General features: G+C 68.1%; 18 protein-coding genes. 15 read left to right on the plus strand and 3 right to left on the minus strand.

The features are described 5' to 3' along the window. Positions 1-13: 13 nt before the first annotated feature. Both C3L37_RS13915 and C3L37_RS13920 read left to right on the plus strand, forming a co-directional pair. On the plus strand, positions 14-715 hold the full coding sequence (locus tag C3L37_RS13915; RefSeq protein ID WP_129115208.1) for a potassium channel family protein: 702 nt from the start codon (positions 14-16) through the stop codon (positions 713-715). A 1-nt stretch (position 716) separates the two neighbouring features. After that, a complete protein-coding gene (locus C3L37_RS13920) occupies positions 717-2,417 on the plus strand; it encodes a potassium transporter TrkG (RefSeq protein WP_129115209.1) in 1,701 nt (566 codons plus the stop codon). An 11-nt stretch (positions 2,418-2,428) separates the two neighbouring features. On the opposite strand, the gene C3L37_RS13925 is transcribed toward C3L37_RS13920, so the two are convergent. From C3L37_RS13925 to C3L37_RS13935, 3 genes are all read right to left on the minus strand, one after another. Beyond that, complete coding sequence (locus C3L37_RS13925; RefSeq protein ID WP_129115210.1) at positions 2,429-4,033, minus strand: TrkH family potassium uptake protein; 1,605 nt, start codon at positions 4,031-4,033, stop codon at positions 2,429-2,431. Between the two features lie 99 nt (positions 4,034-4,132). After that, positions 4,133-5,470, minus strand: a complete 1,338-nt coding sequence (trkA, locus tag C3L37_RS13930; protein WP_129115211.1) for a Trk system potassium transporter TrkA — start codon at positions 5,468-5,470, stop codon at positions 4,133-4,135. Between the two features lie 335 nt (positions 5,471-5,805). Beyond that, the gene (locus tag C3L37_RS13935; RefSeq protein WP_129115212.1) at positions 5,806-6,345 is read right to left on the minus strand and encodes a type II toxin-antitoxin system RatA family toxin; all 540 of its coding nucleotides are present in this window, start codon (positions 6,343-6,345) and stop codon (positions 5,806-5,808) included. Positions 6,346-6,458: 113 nt separating this feature from the next. Between C3L37_RS13935 and C3L37_RS13940 the strand changes: the two genes are divergently transcribed. The 13 genes from C3L37_RS13940 (at position 6,459) to C3L37_RS14000 (ending at position 20,532) form a co-directional block, all read left to right on the plus strand. Further along, on the plus strand, positions 6,459-7,610 hold the full coding sequence (locus C3L37_RS13940; protein WP_129115213.1) for an ABC transporter substrate-binding protein: 1,152 nt from the start codon (positions 6,459-6,461) through the stop codon (positions 7,608-7,610). Positions 7,611-7,784: 174 nt separating this feature from the next. After that, positions 7,785-8,930 carry a FecCD family ABC transporter permease gene (locus C3L37_RS13945; RefSeq protein ID WP_129115214.1) on the plus strand — a complete coding sequence of 382 codons (1,146 nt, stop codon included), beginning with the start codon at positions 7,785-7,787 and terminating at the stop codon, positions 8,928-8,930. A gap of 42 nt (positions 8,931-8,972) precedes the next feature. After that, entirely contained in the window at positions 8,973-9,866 is an 894-nt protein-coding gene (locus C3L37_RS13950; protein WP_129115215.1) for an ABC transporter ATP-binding protein, read from the plus strand. A gap of 145 nt (positions 9,867-10,011) precedes the next feature. After that, the gene (locus C3L37_RS13955; protein WP_129115216.1) at positions 10,012-11,175 is read left to right on the plus strand and encodes an ABC transporter substrate-binding protein; all 1,164 of its coding nucleotides are present in this window, start codon (positions 10,012-10,014) and stop codon (positions 11,173-11,175) included. 92 nt (positions 11,176-11,267) lie between these two features. Next, the gene (locus C3L37_RS13960) at positions 11,268-12,212 is read left to right on the plus strand and encodes an FAD-binding protein (protein ID WP_228546230.1); all 945 of its coding nucleotides are present in this window, start codon (positions 11,268-11,270) and stop codon (positions 12,210-12,212) included. Positions 12,213-12,315: 103 nt separating this feature from the next. Beyond that, positions 12,316-14,085: a flippase activity-associated protein Agl23 gene (locus C3L37_RS13965; RefSeq protein WP_129115217.1), complete on the plus strand. Its 1,770-nt coding sequence runs from the start codon at positions 12,316-12,318 to the stop codon at positions 14,083-14,085. A 125-nt stretch (positions 14,086-14,210) separates the two neighbouring features. Then, positions 14,211-15,431, plus strand: coding sequence for a 5-(carboxyamino)imidazole ribonucleotide synthase (locus tag C3L37_RS13970; protein WP_129115218.1), 1,221 nt, complete (start codon positions 14,211-14,213; stop codon positions 15,429-15,431). Then, entirely contained in the window at positions 15,428-16,045 is a 618-nt protein-coding gene (purE, locus tag C3L37_RS13975) for a 5-(carboxyamino)imidazole ribonucleotide mutase (protein WP_129115219.1), read from the plus strand. Before C3L37_RS13970 ends, purE begins: the two co-directional genes overlap by 4 nt. Before the next feature lie 159 nt (positions 16,046-16,204). Next, positions 16,205-16,618 (plus strand): NADH-quinone oxidoreductase subunit A, encoded by a 414-nt coding sequence (locus C3L37_RS13980; RefSeq protein ID WP_129115220.1) that lies wholly within the window; start codon positions 16,205-16,207, stop codon positions 16,616-16,618. Then, positions 16,615-17,328 carry an NADH-quinone oxidoreductase subunit B gene (locus C3L37_RS13985; protein ID WP_129115221.1) on the plus strand — a complete coding sequence of 238 codons (714 nt, stop codon included), beginning with the start codon at positions 16,615-16,617 and terminating at the stop codon, positions 17,326-17,328. Before C3L37_RS13980 ends, C3L37_RS13985 begins: the two co-directional genes overlap by 4 nt. Beyond that, on the plus strand, positions 17,325-18,992 hold the full coding sequence (locus C3L37_RS13990; RefSeq protein WP_129115222.1) for an NADH-quinone oxidoreductase subunit D-related protein: 1,668 nt from the start codon (positions 17,325-17,327) through the stop codon (positions 18,990-18,992). The genes C3L37_RS13985 and C3L37_RS13990 overlap by 4 nt, the downstream gene beginning before the upstream one ends. Beyond that, entirely contained in the window at positions 18,992-20,074 is a 1,083-nt protein-coding gene (locus C3L37_RS13995) for a complex I subunit 1/NuoH family protein (protein WP_129115223.1), read from the plus strand. The genes C3L37_RS13990 and C3L37_RS13995 overlap by 1 nt, the downstream gene beginning before the upstream one ends. Further along, positions 20,071-20,532 (plus strand): NuoI/complex I 23 kDa subunit family protein, encoded by a 462-nt coding sequence (locus C3L37_RS14000; RefSeq protein ID WP_129115224.1) that lies wholly within the window; start codon positions 20,071-20,073, stop codon positions 20,530-20,532. Before C3L37_RS13995 ends, C3L37_RS14000 begins: the two co-directional genes overlap by 4 nt. Positions 20,533-20,539 lie beyond the last annotated feature (7 nt).

Consider the following 20,539-nt stretch of genomic DNA (forward strand, 5'->3'; position numbering starts at 1 on the left):
ACATCGGCTGGAGATGTACATCGTCATCGTCGGCGCGGGCAACATCGGCGGTCCGCTGATCGAGATCGCGACCGCCGGCGGAAACGAGGTCGTCGTCATCGAGCGCGACGAGCGCAAGGCGGAACGGGCGGCCGCGGACTACGACTGCCTCGTCCTCAACGACGACGCGACGGTGAAGGACACGCTCGTCGACGCCGGCGCGGAGCGCGCCGACGCGCTCATCTCGACGACCGATCAGGACGCGACGAACATCATGGTCTGTCTCCTCGGAAGGGAACTTGACGTCCCCGACATCGTCACCGTGGTGCACAACCCCGAGCACATGGGGCTGTTCAAGCGCATCGGGGTGAACACGATGGAGAACCCCCAGCGGCTCATCGCGGAGTACCTCTACCGCGCGGTGAAGCGCCCCTCCATCGTCGACTACATGCGGATCGGCGAGCACGCCGAGGTGTTCGAGATCCGCGTCGGCGACGACGCGCCGATCGTCGGGATGACGATCCAGGAGGCCGCGAACGAGGATCTGTTCGGCGATCGGATCCTGATCGTCGCCGTCGAGCGGGAGGGAGAGACGGACCCGATCATGCCGCGCGGCAACACCGAGATCCACGCGGGCGACCTCCTCACCGTCTACTCCGAGGAGGGGGCGACCCCGGCGGTGACGGACGTCTTCGGGCACTTCGAGGACCACAGCCAGACGCAGGAATCGGGCTGACATGCCGCAACGCAGATCGCGCCGTCGGACCGTCGCGGGCGTGCCCGCGGACCTCGCCACGATCGCGCGGGACGTCGGGTCGCTGCTCGTGATGCAGGCGACGCTCATGACAGTCACCGTCGGGGTCGCCGCCGCGTTCGGCGAGTGGTACGCGGCGCTCGCGTTCCTGCTCTCCGGCGGCGCGACGGCCGCGATCGGCTTCGGCGCGCGACGCGCCTTCGAGGCGGCTCCGAATCCCGGGGCGAAACACGGGATGATCATCGCCGCGGCGGGATGGTTCTCGACCGCCGTCTTCGGGGCGATCCCGTTCGTCCTGACGGCGTACTTCACGCCGGTTGGCGTGATGGACACCTACGTCCCCGCGGGCGCGGCGTACGAACCGATCGCGGTGGGTGCCGGGACGACGCGGTCGAGCCTCGCGTACTTTCGGAGCCCGCTGCACGCCTTCTTCGAGAGCATGAGCGGGTGGACCGGAAGCGGGCTGACGATGGCGATCCACGAACCGTCGCTCCCGCGGACGATCCAGTGGTGGCGCTCTCTCATCCAGTGGGTCGGCGGCGTCGGGGTGATCGTCCTCACCGTCTCGATCCTCGCCCGCCCCGGAAGCGGGAGCTACGCGCTCTACCGGGGCGAGGCGCGCGAGGAGAAGATCCACCCGAGCGTCGTCTCGACCGTCCGCACCGTCTGGAAGATCTTCGTCCTCTACACGATCGCCTCGGTGCTCGCGCTCTTCGCCGCGATCAGGACGAGCGATTACGGGTCGCAGCTGCCCCTCTGGGAGGCGGGCTGGCAGGCGCTCAACCACGCGATGACGGGGCTCTCGACCGGCGGGTTCAGCGTCACGGACAACTCGATCGAGACCTACGATTCGCCGCTCATCGAGACGGTGCTCCTGCCGATCATGACGCTGGGCGCCATCGCCTTTCCGATCCACTACGTGATCCTCCGCGACCGGGACCTCCGGCCGCTCGTCACCGACCTCCAGACGCGCTGGCTGTTCGTCCTCTTCGGCGTCGGCGTCCTCCTCCTGTCGGTCCAGAACGTCGCCGCGCTCTCGTCCACCCGGGCGGCGTTCACCGGCACGGCGGACTGGCTGGGGCTGCCGTCGCTCGGGCTCTTCACCGTCGCGCAGGCGGACGCGATCCGCGACTCCGTCTTCCAGTTCGTCAGCGCGCTCACCTGCACCGGCTTTCAGTCCTCGCCCGTCGGCGACTGGAGCGCGGGCGGGAAGCTCATCGTCTCGGGCGCGATGGTGCTCGGCGGCGCGGCGGGGAGCACCGTCGGCGGCATCAAGATCATCCGCGGGTACACCATCGGACGCGGCATCAAGTGGCAGTTCTCCCGGGTGTTCCTCCCGGCGAGCGCGGTCGTGACCGCGAAGATCGACGGCCGGGTGCTCGATCGCGGGGAGATGGAACGCGAGTTCAGCGAGGCGGCCATCGTGACCCTCCTCTGGGTACTCGTGCTCGTCGCCACCAGCGTGATCCTCGTCAACGTCGCCGGCGCGGAGTTCGGGTACGCGGACGCCCTCTTCGAGGTCGCGAGCGCGCAGGGGAACGTCGGCCTCTCCACGGGGATCACCGGGCCGACGATGAACCCGCTCGCCGAGGCGATGCTCGTGTTGAACATGTGGATTGGCCGACTGGAGATCATCCCCGTGCTCGTGTTCCTCCGCTCCGCGCTGTACGGGCTGGAACCGTGAGATGGGGTCTCTCACCGCCGCCAGTACTCGGGCGTGAGAAGCACCAGTATCGGCAGGATCTCCAGCCGTCCGACCCACATCAGGACGACCATGAACAGCTTGCCGGTGCTCGAAAATTCGATGTAGCTACCCATCGGGCCGACGACGCCGAACCCGGGGCCGACGTTGCCGAGCGTAGCCGCGACGGCGCTCATCGACTCCAGCACGGAGATCTCGTAGCCGATGCGCCCCGAATCGAAGAACAGCAGCCCCGTCGAGACGAAAAACAGCACGAGGTACAGGACCGTGAAGACGTAGATCCCGCGGATCGCGCGCTCGTCGAGCGCGCGGCCGCCGAGCCGGACCGGCCGGACGGCTTTGGGGTGTGCGGTCGTGTACAGCTCCCGGCGGATCGATTTCAGGATCACGTACCAGCGGACCACCTTGATCGCCCCGCCGGTCGATCCGGCGGAGCCGCCGATGAACATGGCGAAGAGCAGGACGTACTGCGCGGGTGGGCTCCACGCGTCGAAATCGAGGCTGGCGTATCCGGTCGTCGTCATGATCGAGACCACCTGAAAGGTCGCGTGCCGGAGGGACGGCTCGACCTCCGTGACGATGGCGCTCCGGGCGTCCGCGAGGTACGCCGCGTCGAACGTCCGACCCGCCGGCGCGGCGGTCACGAATCCGGCGCCCGTAAACAGCAAGAGGGCGACGACGGCGGTGAGCGCGGCGAGCGCGCCGAGGTAGAACCGGAACTCGGAGTCGTCCGTCAGCCGCTTCGGGTCGCCGGTGAGCCCGCGCCAGATGAGCGCGAAGTTCGTCCCGGCGACGATCATGAAGGGAACGATGATCCACTGGGCCGCCGCCGAGAACGCCTCGATGCTGCGCGCCTCCGGCGAGAACCCGCCGGTCGGCATCGTCGTCAGCCCGTGCGCCACGGCGTTGTAGAGCGTCATGTTCGCGTCGACGCCGGCGACGAACAGCCCGTACAGGAGCAGGATCTCGAGCGCGGTGAACCCGAGGTAGGCGACCCAGAGCGCCCGCGCGGTCTCCGCGATCCGCGGCGTGAGCTTCTCGATGCCGGGGCCCGGCGCCTCGGCGTCCATGAGCTGTGCGCCCCCGACCGACAGTTCCGGGAGGATAGCGACCGCGAGGACGACGATGCCCATCCCCCCGAGCCACTGGGTGAGCTGTCGCCAGATCATGATCGCGTAGCCGTGCTTCTCGACGCTGATCTCGCCGAGGACCGTCGCCCCGGTGGTGGTGAAACCGCTCGTGCTCTCGAAGACGGCGTTGACGGGGTTTCCGAGCGTCGAGGTCGGGGCGATCGGCTCCGTCGCGAACGGCACGCCGTGGGCGGCGACGAGGTACGGGAGAGCGCCGACGGCGGCCACCGCGAGCCACGTGAGGCCGACCATCAGAAAGCCCTCGCGCGGGCCGAGGTCGGGGTCGGGGCGGAGCCGTTCGAACCCGACGCCGACGGCGACCGTGACGAGCATCGTCGCGAGAAAGGGGACGACCGTCTCGCCGTACGCGAGCGCGACGCCGACGGGGAGGAGGAGGGGGACGGCGAGGTACTTCAGGACCGTTCCGACGAGACTGAGGCTGGCTCTGTAATCGACGCGCAGCTTCACGGGGCGACACGCTCCTGGAACGTCACATCCGGGAGTCTTCCGTCGGCGGTATTAATGTACTGAACCGACGACCGGGCGTCGGTCGCACGGTCTCCGAACCTACAGCGCCGAGGCGACCTCGTCTGCGACCGCCGTGTCGGCGAACACGACGACGTGGTCGCCGACTTCGACGACCGTGTCACCGCGGGGGGTGATGAGGTCGCGGTCGCGCGTGATCGCGCCGATGACGACCCCCTGTGGCAGCGACGCGACGGATTCGCGGATCGGGTGCCCGACGAGGGCGCTCTCGTCGTCGACTTCGATCTCGAGCACCTCGGCCCGGTCGTTTTCGATCAGGGCGACGTTCTCCGCGCCGCCCGCGTGGGTAAAGCGCGTGATCTCCTCCGCGACCACCTCGCGCGGGCTGATCCCGACGTTGACGCCGACCGCCTCGAACAGTTCGACGTAGGCCGTCGTGTCGATGACGGCGACGGTCCGCTCGACGCCGAGGCGACTGGCCAGGAGGGAGACGAGGAGGTTCTTCTCGTCGGAGTCGAGCGCCGAGACGAGCAGATCCGCCTCGCCGACGTGCTCGCGTTCGAGGAAGGCGATGTCGGTGGCGTCGCTCTCCATGACGACGGTGCCGGGCAGCTCCTCCGCGAGTTCGCGGGCGCGATCGTGGTCCTGCTCGATGAGCCGCGGGTGGAAGTCGCGCTCTTCGAGCAGTCGAGCGACGTGGTAGCCGATCTCGCTCCCGCCGACGACGACGACCTCCTCGGCCGTTCCGGGCGACTCCTCGGGGGCGACGGTTCGCGCGAACTCCTGAACGCTGTTGGGGCTGCCGATGACGACGACGCGGTCGCCGGGGCGGATCACCGTCTCGCCGCGGGGGATCTCGACCTCGCCGTCGCGGAGTACGGCGGCGAACGTCAGCGAGTCGAAGCGGTCGGCCTCCCGGACGGTCTGATCCGCGACCGGGCTCTCCGCCGCGATCTCGAACTCCGCCATCTGGACCTGCCCGCCGGCGAACGGGTCCACGTCGCGCGCGGCGGGAAGACCGACGACCCGGACGATCGCCTCCGCGGTGAGCAGGTTCGTACACACCATGAAGTCGATGCCGAACGCCTTCTCGGACCGTTCCCACGTCCGGAGGTACTCGGTGTTCTTGATCCGGGCGATCGTGAACGCGTCGCTCACCGCCTTCGCCGTCGAGCAGGCGACGATGTTCGTCTCGTCGTCGTCCGTGCTGGCGATGACCATGTCGGCTCGGTCGACGCCGGCGTCCTCGAGCGTCGAAAGCGAGGTCCCGTCACCCTCCACCGCGAGCACGTCGAGCGAATACGTCAGCTCCTCGACGCGGTCCGAGTTGCGCTCGACGACGACCACCTCGTGACCGCCGTCGAGATCGTCCGCGATGCTCTCGCCGACCTGCCCCGCGCCGATGATTATCACGCGCATTGGACGGCGGATCCTCCGTGCATACCCCCGCCTCGGAGCGGCGGCTGTATCACTATTTCCCTTCGACGACGGCCGCGAATCGGCCGCGAGCGTACCCGCGAGAACGGCCGCGGACACGTCCCCGGGAACCGGCCGCCAGCGCGCCCGCCGGAGCGATCCGGACGGAGGTTTATACGCGATGACGAGCCCACTTTCCGCCGTGCGTTAACCCGTCGACGCGGGGGGTTTCGCGGTCGCACGGCGCACCCCCCTCGCGAGTGATCCGCGCGCCGTCTGTTCGCCACCAACGCGCCAACGGCGTGACGACTCGGCTATCGCCGAACGCGGATGCGCGCTCAGACGCTCGTCGGCCGATTGCGCACCGTCAACTCGACGTCGCGTTCCCTCCCCTCGATGTCGGCGACGATGCGCTCGACGACGCGCTCCGCCTCCTTCAGGACGAGCGGCTTGATCTTCCCGATCACCCAGTCGAAGGAGACGAGCGGGGGCAGATCCAGCGCGCCGTCGCGGGCGGTGTCGGCGTCGAACTCGATCTCGAAGTGAACGCGGCACGCGGCGTCGGCGTCGGGGGGCGCGTCGGCGGGAAATTCGTCGAGCGGTTCGACCCGCCAACGCCCGTGCGCGTGGATGTCCTTCACGAGCCGCCAGTCGATCCGCGCCGGCGGGTCGAGGTCGGTCACCTCGGAGTGGGCGGTGTAGGTCAGCTTCCACCACGCGAAACGCAGCGCGTACCGCGTCCCCGACGAACCGTCGCCGTCGCTCCTGACCTCTTCGAGGTGTTTCGAGTAGTTCGCATAGCGCGGGAAGTCGACGAGAAAGTCGTACACCTCGTCGGGGGGTAGATAGACGACGGTCGAAACGGCGATTTCGTCCACGGGGGCCGTTCGGGGTCCACCGTCTAAGGTTTGTGGGCGGCCGACGACGCCCGGATGGTCGGCTCGCCGAGCAATCGACGCATTTATGGGTTTTAGGCGAACCTAAACAGGTAATGCGACGACGTGAACTACTCGGCGTCGGCGCGGGTGCACTGACGACGGCGCTCGCGGGCTGCACCGACGCGTTCGGCGACTCCGGAAACGGCGGATCGAACGGCGACGGGAACCAGTCGGACGGCGACGGCTCGTCCGACGGCGAGTCGTACACGGTGAGTATGGTCCCCGTCGGCGAGGTCGAGTTCGACGGCGTCCCGGAGCGGTGGGTCGCCTACGAGACCGGCTACGGCGAGATGGGCATCGCGCTCGGTCAGGTCGACGGATTGGCCGCGGTCGGCGAAAAGGACCGCTTTTACACCCACTACTTCGACGAACTCGACGGCGTCGACGTCGACCTCGGCTCGATGACGGAGCTGATCAACGACAGCTTCCAGATCGACAAGGAGCTGTTCTACGAGATCGACGCCGACGTCCACGTCATCGATCCGAACTGGATCGTCGACGGGTCGTCTTTCGGACTCGAACAGGAGGACGTGGACGAAATCGCCGAGGGCGTCGCTCCGTTCATCGGCAACACCATCTTCCGCCGGACGGACGACTGGCACGACTACGAGTACTACTCGATGTACGAGGCGTTCGAGAAGGTCGCGCAGGTGTTCCAGCAGCAGGAACGCTACGAGGCGTTCAAATCGATCCACGACGACTACGTCGAGGAGGTGCAGTCGAAGCTTCCGGACGAGCGGCCGGCCGCGCTGCTCACCTACGGAGACGGCGACCAACCCGAAGAGTTCTCGCCGTACCGGGTGACCGACAAAGGGACCGACAACAAGCACCTCCACGACCTCGGCATCGAGGACGCGCTCACGGGGACGGGAATCAGCGGGCTGTCGACCACCGACCGCGGAACCATCGACTACGAAGCGATGCTCGAAGTGGACCCGGACGTGATCCTCGTGCGCGGCCACGAGACCAAGACCGCGGAGGAGTTCCAGAACACGGTCGTCGCGTTCATGAAGGACCACGACGTCGCGAGCGAGCTCGCGGCGGTGCAAAACGACATGGTGTTCCGCGGCGGCCCGATCTACCAGGGACCGATTCAGCACCTCTTCGTCCTCGAACGGACCGCGAAGGACCTCTTCCCGGACGCGTTCGAGGGTGAACTGTTCGATCGGAACGAGGTCGCGAACGTTATCACCGGTCAGGACTGACGATCGACGGGAGACGCTGGGGTCGCCCGCCGCCGAGGATACGATCCCCGGCCTTCTCCTCCTCGGATCTTCTCGAACCGAAGCCCTTTTGCGGAATTAGGTGAACCTAAAATTCATGGGCGCAGAACGGCGGCGACGGAGGTCGCGCGGCTGTCGTCGGGGGGGACGATAGCCGTGTCGAACGACGCGGGGACGAGCGCGGCGGTCGAAACGCGTTCCGGGAGGCGGTTCGCTTGGCTCGACGGCTCTCTCGTCTCGCTCGCGCTGGGCAGCAGCCTCGTCGTCCTCGGGGCGACGCTGGTGCAGGTGAGCTTCGGGACGTACTCGATGAGTATCGGGCAGGCGTGGAGCGCGGTGTTCGACCCGATCGTGTGGACGAATCCCCGGCTGCTCTTGAGCTTCTTCCTCGGCGAGGACGCGCTCGCGCTCGCGGGAATCGCGGTTCCCGACGTCGACCTTCCGCGAGATACGCTCGTCGTCTGGAACATCCGGCTCCCGCGGGTCGTCGTCGGCATCCTCGTCGGTATGAACCTCGCCGTCTCCGGGGCGATCTTTCAAGCCGTCACGCGCAACGAACTCGCCAGCCCGTACATCCTCGGTGTCAGTTCGGGCGCGGGGCTCGCCATCCTGCTCACGCTCGTCGTGTTCAGCGGGATGTCGACCTTCCTCCCGCTCTTCGCCGCCCTCGGCGGCGCGATCGCCTTTCTCATCGTCTACGCCATCGCGTGGAAAAACGGCACCAGTCCCGTTCGGCTCGTCCTCGCGGGCGTCATCGTCTCGACGGTCTTCGGGTCGCTCCAGACGGCGCTGTACATGCTGGCGAGCGACATCAGCGTCGTTCAGAACGCGATCTCGTGGACGACCGGATCGCTGACCGGCACCGACTGGGAGCAGGTGCGGACCGCGTTTCCGTGGACGGTCGCGTCCATGCTGCTCGCGCTCGTCGCCTCCCGGCAGCTGAACGTGCTACTGCTCGGCGAGAAGACGGCCAAGTCGTTGGGCATGCCGGTCGAGCGGGTTCGCTTCGCGCTGTCGGGCATCGCAATCCTCGCAGCCAGCGCCGCCATCGCGGTCGCCGGCATCGTGAGCTTCGTCGGCCTCATCGTCCCGCACATGGTGCGTAACCTCGTGGGGGGAGATTACAAGCGCCTCACGATCGGCTGCGTGTTCGCCGGACCGGCGCTGTTGGTCGCGGCCGACGTCGGCGCGCGGCTGGCGCTCAGCCCGGCGCAACTCCCCGTCGGCATCGTGACGGGGCTCATCGGTGGGCCGTACTTCCTGTATCTGATGCGAAAGAAAGAACAACTGGGGGAGATCTAAAATGACGACCGAGCACGCGCGCTACGGAACGGAGGCGATCCGATGACCGAAACCGAAGTGATCGACGAGCGAGCCGACGACGCCGCTCGGACGCCGGACGCCGGCGACGGTGCCGCGTCGCCGTCCGACGGCGAGCGAGCGGCCGCGTGCGAGCTGTACGGCGAGAACCTCGCCATCGGGTACCCGAGCACGGACGAACCGGTCGTCGAGTGCGAGAACGTCGTCATCCCGGCGGGGGAGGTCACGGCGCTCGTCGGACCGAACGGCTCCGGCAAGAGCACGCTCCTGCGGGCGATGTCGAACCAGCTCACGCCGGACCGCGGGAGCGTCGTCCTCGACGGCGAGGACGTCCACGCGCTCGGGACGAAACAGCTCGCCCGGAAGCTCGGGCTGCTGTCGCAGGAGAACGAAGCCCCCGGCAGCCTCACCGTCGAGGACCTCGTCTACCACGGCAGGTACCCCCACCGCGGCTTCTTCGAGTCCGTGACCGAGGACGACGCAGCGGCGGTCGAGACGGCCCTGTCCCTCGCGGGCGTGACGCACCTCCGCGACAGCGACGTCGGGAACCTGAGCGGCGGCCAAAAGCAGCTCGCGTGGATCGCGATGGTGCTGGCGCAGGAGACCGACGTGCTGCTCCTCGACGAGCCGACGACGTACCTCGACCTGCACCACCAGCTCCGCGTGATGGAGGTCATCCGGACGCTGAAGGACGAACGCGACGTGACGGTCGCGGTCGTGCTGCACGACATCGGACAGGCCGCGCGGTTCGCCGACAACCTGATCGCGATGAAAGACGGCGAACTGTACGACTGGGGACCGCCCCGGCGGGTCGTCACCGAGGAACTCCTTCGCGACGTGTTCCGGGTGGACGCGACCGTCGACTCGCAGAGCCCGACGGGACCGCACATCTCCCCGCACCGCGCGATCGACGAGTAGTTCCGGGGGGAGGTGACCCTCTCGCTCGCCCGTCGTATTCGGCTTCGCGAGCCGAACCCGTCGAGCGACGAGCGCTCGATTTCGCGGCGATTTCGGCGAATCAACGATCCGGAGTTGTTATATACTTTTAGGCTAGCCTAAAAACATGGTCGACGACAGAACGACGACGCGGCGCGGCGTACTCGCGGGCGGTGCCGGCCTCGCTCTCGGCGCGGGACTCTCCGGCTGCCTCGGCGACGGCGGTGCCTCGGCGGAGAACGACTCGAACGACGATGGCTCGGGGGGCGATCCCTACACCGTCTCGATGGAGCCGATGGGCGAGGTCGAGTTCGACGAGGTGCCGGAGCGGTACGTCACGTACAAGGAGGCGTACGCGGAGATGGCGATCGCGCTCGGCAAGGCGGACGGCCTCGTCGGCACGGACATCGAGTACGGGAGTCAGGAGGAGCTGAACGACCTGTACTACGACGAGCTACCGGGCGTCTCGTTCCCGACGGCCGACGAAGGCGTGACGGACATCCGCGGGGGCGGCGAGGAGGTCGACAAGGAGATCTTCTACGAGATCGACGCGGACCTGCACCTCATGGACCCCAACCTCCCGCGGGTGTACTTCGAGTGGGAACAAAAGGACGCAGAGGAGATCGCGGAGAACGTCGCCCCCTTCTTCGGCAACTTCATCCGCCGCCCCCGCGACGACTCGTGGGGCGAGAAGTACGAGTTTTACTCCCTCTACGAGGCGTTCGAGAAGGTCGCGCAGGTGTTTCGGGAGGAGGAGCGCTACGAGGCGCTGAAGGAGGTCCACGACGAGATGCGGGCCGAGGTTGAGTCGCGGCTCCCGCCGGCGGAGGAGCGGCCCTCGATCGGGCTCCTGAACGGCGGTTCCGACCCGTCGAAGGGGCTGTTCTACGTGATGGACCCGACCGAGGCGGGCTACGAGATGAAGCAGTACCGCGACCTCGGAATCAAAAACGCGTTCGAGGGCGCGAACACGGGCGAAAACGGCGAGACGGACTGGGAACTACTCGTCGAGTACGATCCCGACCAGCTGTTCATCCACTGGGGCGTGACGTACTCGGACGAGGAGTTTCGGGAGGAATACGTCCGGCCGATGGAGAACGACGACCTCGGCTCGGAACTGACCGCCGTGAAAAACGACCGGGTGTTCAAGGGCGGACACGCGGAGCAGGGACCGATCACGAGCCTGTTCCAGACCGAACTGCTGGCGCGGGACCAGTATCCGGACGAGTTCGGCGACGAGGAGCTGTTCGACCGCGAGCGCGTCGCGGACATCGTCACGGGCGAGTTCTGATCCATCGCGGGCGAGTTCCGGGCCGACGCCGTCCACCGCGATCGCGGCCGCGAACCGCGAGGTAGAACTTCCCGCGCGCTCGACGGTACCCCATGCCAGCGAACACCGACGCTGAGGCGACCGATTCGGCGGCCGGCGCGGAGGCGACCGACGCGCCCGCAGATCCGGACACCGACACGGCCGACGCGCCGACCGATTCGGCGGCCGGTCCGGAGACGGCCGCCGGCTCGACCGCCCGAGAGACGAGCGCCGCCGCGGTCGCGGCCGACGGCCGCCGCGACGTGGTGATCGTCGGGGGCGGGGTCGCGGGGCTCACCGCGGGCGTCTTCACCGCCCGGGCGGGCTTCGACACGCTCGTCGTCAACGACGGCGAGTCGATCCTCCGACGCAACGCCCACCTGGAGAACTTCCCCGGCTTCCCCGCGGGCGTCAACGCCCGGCTCTTCGCCGACATGCTCGAAGCGCAGGCGACGCGAAACGGCTGCGACCTCCTCGCGAGGCGGGTGACCGCGCTCCGGAAGACCGACGACGGGTTCGTCGTCGGGACCGAAGGGGACGGGGCGGACGGCGAACCGACGACCGTCGCCGCCGACCGCGTCGTCGCGGCCTCGTGGTCCGACGCCGACTACCTCGACGGGCTCGACGTGGAGATCCGCGACGCCGGGAGCAAGCGATACCTCGGCTCGGACGATCTCGGCCGGACGAGCGTCGAGGGGCTGTACGTCGCAGGTCGGCTCGCGGAGCGGTACCACCAGGCCGTCGTCGCCGCAGGCCACGGCGCGCAGACCGCGCTCACGCTGATCCACGACTCCGACGCGCCGTTTTACAACGACTGGGTGACGCCGGAGGGGTACTTCACCGATCGCGGTCGCGAGGTGCCGCCGGGCTGCGAGGAGATCGACGAGCGCGAGCGGCGCGCCCGCGAGCGGGAATCGATGGCGGCGATGGGCGAGTACTTCTCGGAGCCGCACCCAGACCGCCAGCGGACGCACCCGAGCCTCGTCGACGACGACGTCGGCCGACTTCCCGAGGAGTAGGCGGCGGATCTCTTCCGGAATCGCAGGAGTCGCGACGCACGATCCGCGAGTCGTCCCGCGCGCGAACACAAGAGTTGTATCCCATGACGCGCGAGACGTGTCCATGAGTACGGACGACGGGAACGGTCCCCTCCCGCGGTCCATCGACCGGACGCTCCTCGCGGTGGTCGGCGTCGCCCTCCTCGCCCGAATCGTCGGGCTCGGCTCGCGGATCATGCACTGGGACGAGGGGCGCGTCGGGTACTGGATCCTCCGCTACCACGAGACGGGCGAGTTCTACTACCGCCCGATCATCCACGGGCCGTTTCTGCCGATCGTCAACGACTACGTCTTCGCCGTCTTGCCCCCGAGCGACTTCTCGGCGCGGCTCGTCGTCGCGGTCGTCGGCGGACTCCTCCCGCTTTCTGCGTGGCTGTTCCGCGAGCGACTCCGGGACGCAGAAGTCGTCGCGCTCGCGCTCTTTCTCGCCGCCGATCCGCTGCTCGTCTACTACTCGCGCTTCATGCGAAACGACGTGCTCGTCGCCGCCTTCTCGTTCGTCGCGCTCGGGCTGTTCGTCCGCGCCGTCGACGCGCGCAACCCGTGGTACCTCCCGTTCGCGGGCGCGTCCCTCGCGCTCGGGTTCACTACCAAAGAGAACGCCCTCCTCTACGTGCTCTGTTACCTCGGTGCGGCGGCGCTGCTCCTCGATCACCGGCTGTTTCGCGCGGCCCAGGACGGGCGACGGCCGGACGAGACGCTTCGCGGGTACTACCGCGACGGCAAGCGGGGGCTCTGCCGCTGGAGCGGCGATCTACGCACCGGCGTCCTCCGCGCCGTCGGCCACGCCGCGCTCGCCACGACCGCCTTTTTCGTCGTGATCGTCTTCTTCTACGCTCCCCGCCCGGACCTCTGGGAGGCGGTCGCCGATCCCGGGCTGTGGCCGGCCGTCGTCGACGCGGCCACCGTCGGGGCGTGGAACGAGTTCTACGCCCTGTGGGCGGCCGGCGGCCACCAGTCGCACGACTACCTGCCGTACTTTTTCGACCTCGCGGAGACCGCCGTCTACGGCTCCGGCGTCCTCGTCGTGTTCGCGGCTCTCGGGTTCGTCGTCGACGGCTACGCGACGCCGGACGGATCGCGCGACCTCGTGGCGTTCGCCGGCTACTGGGGATTCGCGAGCGTCGTCGGCTACCCGGTTGCGACGGACATCGCCGCCCCGTGGGCCGCGGTGCACGTGATCGTCCCGCTCGCGATCCCGGCCGCCGTCGGCGCGGCGTACGTCTACCGGACGGCGACGGCCGCCTTCACCGTCGAGGACGCGATGGGAACGGGGTTGGCCGCGATCGTCATCTTCGCCGCCGCCGTGGGCGTCGTCGGCGCGAACGCCGCCTACGTGGACAGCGCCTCCGTCGAGGAGGAGGAGGTCCTCCAGTGGGCCCAACCCGGCAACGACCTGAAGCCCACGCTGCGCGCCGTCTGCGACGTCTCCGCCGACAACCGGGGGACGGACGTACTCTTCTACGGCACGGAGAACCCTTCCGGCACCGAGGAGGACCTGTTCTACGTCGAAAACGAGTCGAGCGTCGACTCGCCGCCGCCCGGCGGACCGGACTGGCACAGCCGGCTCCCCCTCCCGTGGTACCTCGAAAAGTGCGACGCGTTGGTGACGAGCACCCCGCCGGGATCCGACCCGGCCGAGGTCGCGGCCGACGCCCCGCCCGTCGTCGTCGCCTACGAGTGGGATCGGTCCGAACTCGAACCGCACCTCGACGGCTACGCGGCCTTCGAACACGACTTCAAGCTCTGGGACGAGCGGATCGTGGTGTTCGTCGACGAATCGGCGCCGAGCACCGATCGCGGGGACGACCGGCGGCGGTTCGAGGGCGGGTGATCTCCGACGGTCGTCGAGGGCGACCCTCTCGTGACGGCCGATGGCGGATCGAAACCGCACGCACGTGTACACTTTTCCGATCAGGTTGGCAACTTTTATGCAGGTACGTCCAGTACCGACGGACCGTGACAGTCAGCGTCCCAGGACCCACGCTCGGCGTGGTCGGCGGCGGCCAGCTCGGTCGGATGCTCGCAGAAGCGGCCGCCCCGCTCGGCGTCGAGGTCGTCGCGCTCGATCCGACGCCGGACTGCCCGGCGTCGCCGGTCGCCCGGTCGCAGGTCGAGGGCGGCTTCGACGACCCGGCGGCCGTCCGCGAGCTGGCCGACCGCGCCGACGTGCTGACGTTCGAGATCGAACTGGCCGACCCGGATCTGCTGGAGGCGGCGAGCGCCGACGCGGGCGTTCCGGTGCAGCCGTCGCCGGACGCGCTCCGGACGATACAGGACAAGCTCGTCCAGAAGCGGGCGCTCGCCGACGCCGGGGTTCCCGTCCCGCCGCTCCGCCGCGTCGACGACGCGGCCGACCTCCGCGACGCCCTCGACGAGTTCGGCGCGGTGATGCTGAAGGCCCGGACCGGCGGCTACGACGGCCGCGGGAACGTGCCGGTGCGGTCCGTGTCCGAGGTCGAGGACGCCCTGACCGACGTGAGCCCGGACGGGACCGCGACCGACGCCGACGCGATGGCGGAGGCGTTCGTCGACTTCGAGCGCGAGCTCTCCGTCATCGGCGTGAAGGGACGCGACGAGGTCCGGACGTTCCCCGTCGGCGAGAACGTCCACGAGGCGGAGATCCTCCGGGAGACGGTCGTTCCCGCGCGGACGACGCGGGCGGTCGCGGAGCGCGCGGAGGCGGTCGCGCGGGACGTGCTCGACCTGCTCGACGGGCGCGGCGTCTACGGGATCGAACTCTTCGAAACCGGGGACGGGGAGATCCTCGTCAACGAGATCGCCCCGCGGCCGCACAACTCGGGCCACTGGAGCATCGAGGGGGCGCTCACCTCGCAGTTCGAACAGCACGTCCGGGCCGTCCTCGGGTGGCCGCTCGGGGCGACGACGCTCAGGAGTCCGACCGTCAGCGCGAACGTGCTCGGCGACGTGGACGAGCCGACGGCGGCCAGCCTCCGGGGCGCGGAACGCGTGCTCGAAGCCGACGGCGCGAGCCTGCACTGGTACGGAAAGCGCGAGGTGCGGCCGCTGCGGAAGATGGGCCACGTGACGGGCGTCGCGACCGACGGAGGGGACGGCGAAGGTAGCGCGGACGACGCCCGCGACGCGCTCCTCCGGCGGGTGCGCCGACTGCGCGACGGATTGACGTTCGCGGCCGGCGGAGCGGGGGACGACGCATGACCGAGGAGATCGACGACCTCATCGACCGGCTGGAGGCGGAAGCGGCGCAGCGGCGCGATCCCGAGACGACGCCCGAGGTGGGCATCGTCATGGGATCGGACTCGGACCTCGACGTGATGGCGGGGGCGTACGAGGCGCTCGACGCGCTCGGCTTCGACGAGCAGACCGACTTCGAGAACCCGCCGTCGGCGCGTTTTACCTACGAGAGCTACGTCGTCTCGGCCCACCGGACGCCGGAGCTGCTGTACGCCTACGGCGAGACGGCGGCCGACCGGGGGCTGGACGTGATCGTCGCCGGGGCGGGCGGGAAGTCGGCGGACCTGCCGAACATGACCGCCTCGATCGCCTACCCGCTCCCCGTCATCGGCGTCCCGGTTCAGGAGAAGTCGGTCGACTCCGTCATCGGCATGCCGACGGGCGCGCCGATCGTCGCGGTCGACGCCGGAAAGTCGTTCAACGCGGCGTTGTCCGCTGCGCAGATCCTCGCCCGCCGACACGACGAACTGACGGATCGGCTGCTCGCGTACCACGAGGACCTGAAGGCGGACGTCGGGCGGGTTTCGAAGGACCTCCACGACCTCGGCCTCGACGGGTTCCGACGCGGATCGGAGTGAGGACGGCGCGGACCGGGATCCCCCGGCAACGAGACGTTACCGAAGGGACACGGGAGATTAGCCGAAAATCGCGAGAGAGCGCCGTTTTCGCCCGTGAATGCAAGAATCAACGCTTATAGGGGAGCGCTTCCAAGCGCCGCACGTTACGGAGACCAGGGTATGAATCCATGGATAGCTATCGGCGCATTGGCCGTCGTCGGCGTCGGCATCCCGCTCGGGATGATGGCGGCGTCTGCGATTCTTCGGCCGAGCGTGCCGGAACAAGGAAAAAGCGCCACCTACGAGAGCGGCGAGATACCGACGGGAACGGCGCGCATCCAGTTTAACATCCAGTACTACATGGTTGCGCTGTTGTTCGTCGTTTTCGACATCGAAACCGTCCTCATCTTCCCGTGGACGGTCATCTATCGCTCCGCGCTGGAGCAGGGTGCCTCGCTCGCGCAGGTGTTGGCACCGATGCTCGTCTTCATCGGCGTCCTCGTCGTCGGTCTCGTCTGGGCGTGGCGCAACGGCGCGGTCGAGTGGGTCAAAAGCCCGCGCGCATCCCGCCGGAAGACGGAGAGAGAAACATGAGTAGCGACCAGCCATTCGTCACCGACGACTCACAGGTACAGACAGCGACGCGCGACGCCCGCATGCTCGGCGAGGGCGGGGGCGTGACCGACGACCGCTTCAACTCGAAGCTCCGGGAGGCGTTCGGGTCGTCGCCCTTCATCCTCACCAAGTTCGACAAGTTCATGAACTGGGTCCGGGGATCGTCGATGTTCATGCTGCAGTTCGGGATCGCCTGCTGCAGCATCGAGATGATGCACACCTACGCGGTCAAACACGACCTCGACCGCTTCGGTGCGGGCGTGCCGCGCGCCTCGCCGCGGCAGGCGGACGTGATCATCGTCCCGGGGACGATCGTCTCGAAGTTCGCCCCGCGGATGAAGCGCGTCTACGACCAGATGCCCGAGCCGAAGTTCGTCGTCGGTATGGGCTCGTGCACCATCTCCGGCGGCCCGTTCCAGGAGGGATACAACGTGATCAAGGGGGCCGAGGAGGTCATCCCGGTCGACATCCACATCCCCGGCTGCCCCCCGCGTCCGGAGGCGCTCGTCTACGGCGTCGCCAAGCTCCAGGAGCGGATCGCCAACGGCGAGAGCGCCCCGGTGGTCGTCAAACCGTACGAGCTGGAGCAGTTCGGCGACCTCTCCCGGGACGAGATCGTCGACCAGCTCGCGGAAGAGATCGACGAGGACGACCTCGTCATGCGCTACAACTGGGCTGATTCCCCATGAGCCTGGAGAACCCGGAGGGGAACGCCCAGGCGGTAGAGCGCTCCCTCGGCGACGAACTCGCCGACCTCCTCGGCGACGTCGCGATCGGTCGCGAGGAGCACGTGAACGCGCCGGGCTTCGTCGTCGGACCCGACTCCGTGCAGGACGCGCTGTTCGCGCTGCGCGACGAGGCCGGCTTCGACCACCTCTCCTGTTTGACCGCCCAGGAGTACGAGGATCGCTACGAGTCGATCTACCACCTCAAGAAGTTCGACGACCCCACCCAGGAAGTGAGCGTCGTCGTCCCCACCGACAAGGAAAATCCGGTGAGCCAATCGGCCGAACCGGTCTACCGGACGGCTGACTGGCACGAACGCGAAGCGTACGACCTGGTGGGCATCGAGTACGAGGGCCATCCCGACCTCCGGCGCATCCTCCTGCCCGAAACCTGGCAGGGCCACCCCCTCGCGCTCGACTACGATCAGGATCGACCCCAGATCGTCCCCCTGCGCGAGCACGCCAACCCGCTGCAGGAGGACCACGCAGACGAGAACGACGCGGAGACGATGTACATCAACATCGGGCCGCACCACCCCGCCACCCACGGCGTGCTCCACCTCAAGTGCACCCTCGACGGCGAGCAGGTGGCGGACGTCGAATCCGACGTCGGCTACCTGCACCGCTGCGAGGAGCAGATGGCCCAGCAGGGCACCTACCGCTACCAGATCATGCCCTACCCGGACCGCTGGGACTACATCTCGGCGGGGCTTCTCAACGAGTGGGCGTACGCGCGCGCCACCGAGGACCTCGCTGACCTCGACGTCCCCGAGTACGCGCAGATCATCCGGACGATGAGCGCGGAGCTGTGCCGGATCGCCTCGCACATGCTGGCGGTCGGGACGTTCGCGCTGGACGTGTACGGCGACTTCACCGCGATCTTCATGTACTCCATCCGCGACCGCGAGAAGGTCCAGAACCTCCTCGAAGATCTCACGGGCCAGCGGATGATGTTCAACTACTTCCGGCTCGGCGGCGTCGTCTGGGACCTGCCCGAACCGCGCGAGGAGTTCTTCGAGAAGATCCGTGACTTCGTCGAGGAGTTGCCCGAGGCGCTCGAGGAGTACCACGACCTCATCACGGGCAACGAGATCCTCCAGGCGCGCACCATCGACACGGGCGTGCTCCCGCCGGACGTCGCGAAGAGCTACGGCGCGACGGGCCCCGTCGCGCGCGGGTCCGGAATCGACTACGACCTCCGGCGCGACGACCCCTACGGCTACTATCCCGAACTCGACTGGGACGTGTGCGTCGAGGACGGCTGCGACAACTTCTCGCGCCTGCTCGTGCGCATGCGCGAGGTCGAGGAGTCGGCGAAGATCATCGAGCAGTGCGTCGACCTGCTCGAAGACTGGCCCGAAGAGGACCGGACCATCCAGTCGAACGTCCCCCGGACGCTCCGGCCAGAGGACGACACGGAGATCTACCGCGCCGTCGAGGGAGCGAAGGGCGAACTCGGGATCTACATCCGCGCCGACGGCACCGACAAGCCCGCGCGCTTTAAGATCCGCAGCCCGTGCTTCTCCAACCTCCAGACGCTGCCGGAGATGTCCAACGGCGAGTACGTACCGGACATGATCGCGAGCCTCGGCAGCCTCGACATCGTCCTCGGGGAGGTCGATCGGTGATGGTTCCGCTGCAGGCCGGGAACGGGGCGCAGGTGCAACTCTTGCCCGACACGCTCGTCGACCTGCTCGGACTGGGCGGCTTCGGCATCCTCGGCGAGATCGTCGCCGCGCTCATCGCGGCGTTCATCGTCGGCAACATCATGCTGACGATGACCGCGGTCGCTGGCCCGTGGGCCAAGCGGAAGATCACCGCCGCGTTCACGGACCGGATCGCGGTCAACCGCGTGGGGCCGTTCGGCCTGCTCATCATCGTGGCCGACGCCGTCCGACTGCTCTCGAAGGAGCTGATCGTCCCCGACGGCGTCGACCGGCCCGCGTGGGACCTCGCGCCGATCATCCTGCCGGCGTCGGCGCTGCTCGGCTTCGCGGTCATCCCGATGGGCAACGGCATCCAGCTGGCCGATCCCGAGACCGGGCTCGTCTTCGCGTTCGCGGTCGCGTCGATCGCGTCGCTCAGCCTCGTGATGGGCGGCTACGCGTCGAACAACAAGTACTCGCTCCTCGGCGGCCTGCGCGCGGTCGCACAGAACATCGCCTACGAAATCCCGCTCATCGTGACCGCGGCGTCGGTCGTCATCTTCACCGGCACGCTGCAGATGAGCGAGATCGTCGCCGCGCAGGCCGAACCGCTCTTTTCGATCGCGGGCGTGACGATCCCCTCGTGGTTCGCGTTCGTCAACCCGTTCGCGTTCGCGCTGTTCGTCCTCGCGAACCTGGCCGAGATCGGCCGCAACCCGTTCGACATCCCGGAGGCGCCGACCGAGATCGTCGCCGGATACCAGACCGAGTACTCCAGCGTCTACTTCGTCCTGTTCTACCTCGGGGAGTTCCTGCACATCTTCCTCGGCGGGGCGCTCATCGCGACGCTGTTCCTCGGCGGCCCGGCGGGGCCGGTGCTGCCGGGCTTCGTCTGGTTCGTCATCAAGATCTGGGCGGTCTTCCTGTTCACCCAGTGGGCGCGCTCGGCCGTTCCGCGGTTCCGGATCGACCAGCTCATCGAGATCGGCTGGAAGGGCATGCTCGTGCTCTCCTTCGCCAACCTGGTTCTCACGGCCATCATCGTGGGAGTGATCGCAGCATGATCGGAGTACTCAAATCGATGGCAACGACGATGAAGCACGCGCTGGACGGGCAGACGTTCACGGTGGAGTACCCGGACGTCGCGCCCGAGGTGAGCCCGCGGTTCCGCGGGGTCCACAAGTTCAGCCAGGAGCGCTGCATCTGGTGCCGCCAGTGCGAGAACGTCTGTCCGAACGACACGATCCAGATCGTGATGGACGACAAGCGCAACGGCGAGCAGTACAACCTCCACATCGGCCAGTGCATCTACTGCCGGCTGTGCGAGGAGGTCTGCCCGGTGGACGCGATCTTGCTCACGCAGAACTTCGAGTTCACCGCCGACACGAAAAACGAGTTCGTGTACAACAAAGAGCAGCTGAAGAACGTCCCGTGGTACAAGGACATCGACCCGCTCAACTCCCGGAACCCCGACCGCGGCGCGTGGATCGGCGAGGGGGAAGGAGAGGTCGACTACCAGTGACAGCGAC

This window comes from Halegenticoccus tardaugens (assembly GCF_004116405.1).
GTDB lineage: Archaea > Halobacteriota > Halobacteria > Halobacteriales > Haloferacaceae > Halegenticoccus > Halegenticoccus tardaugens.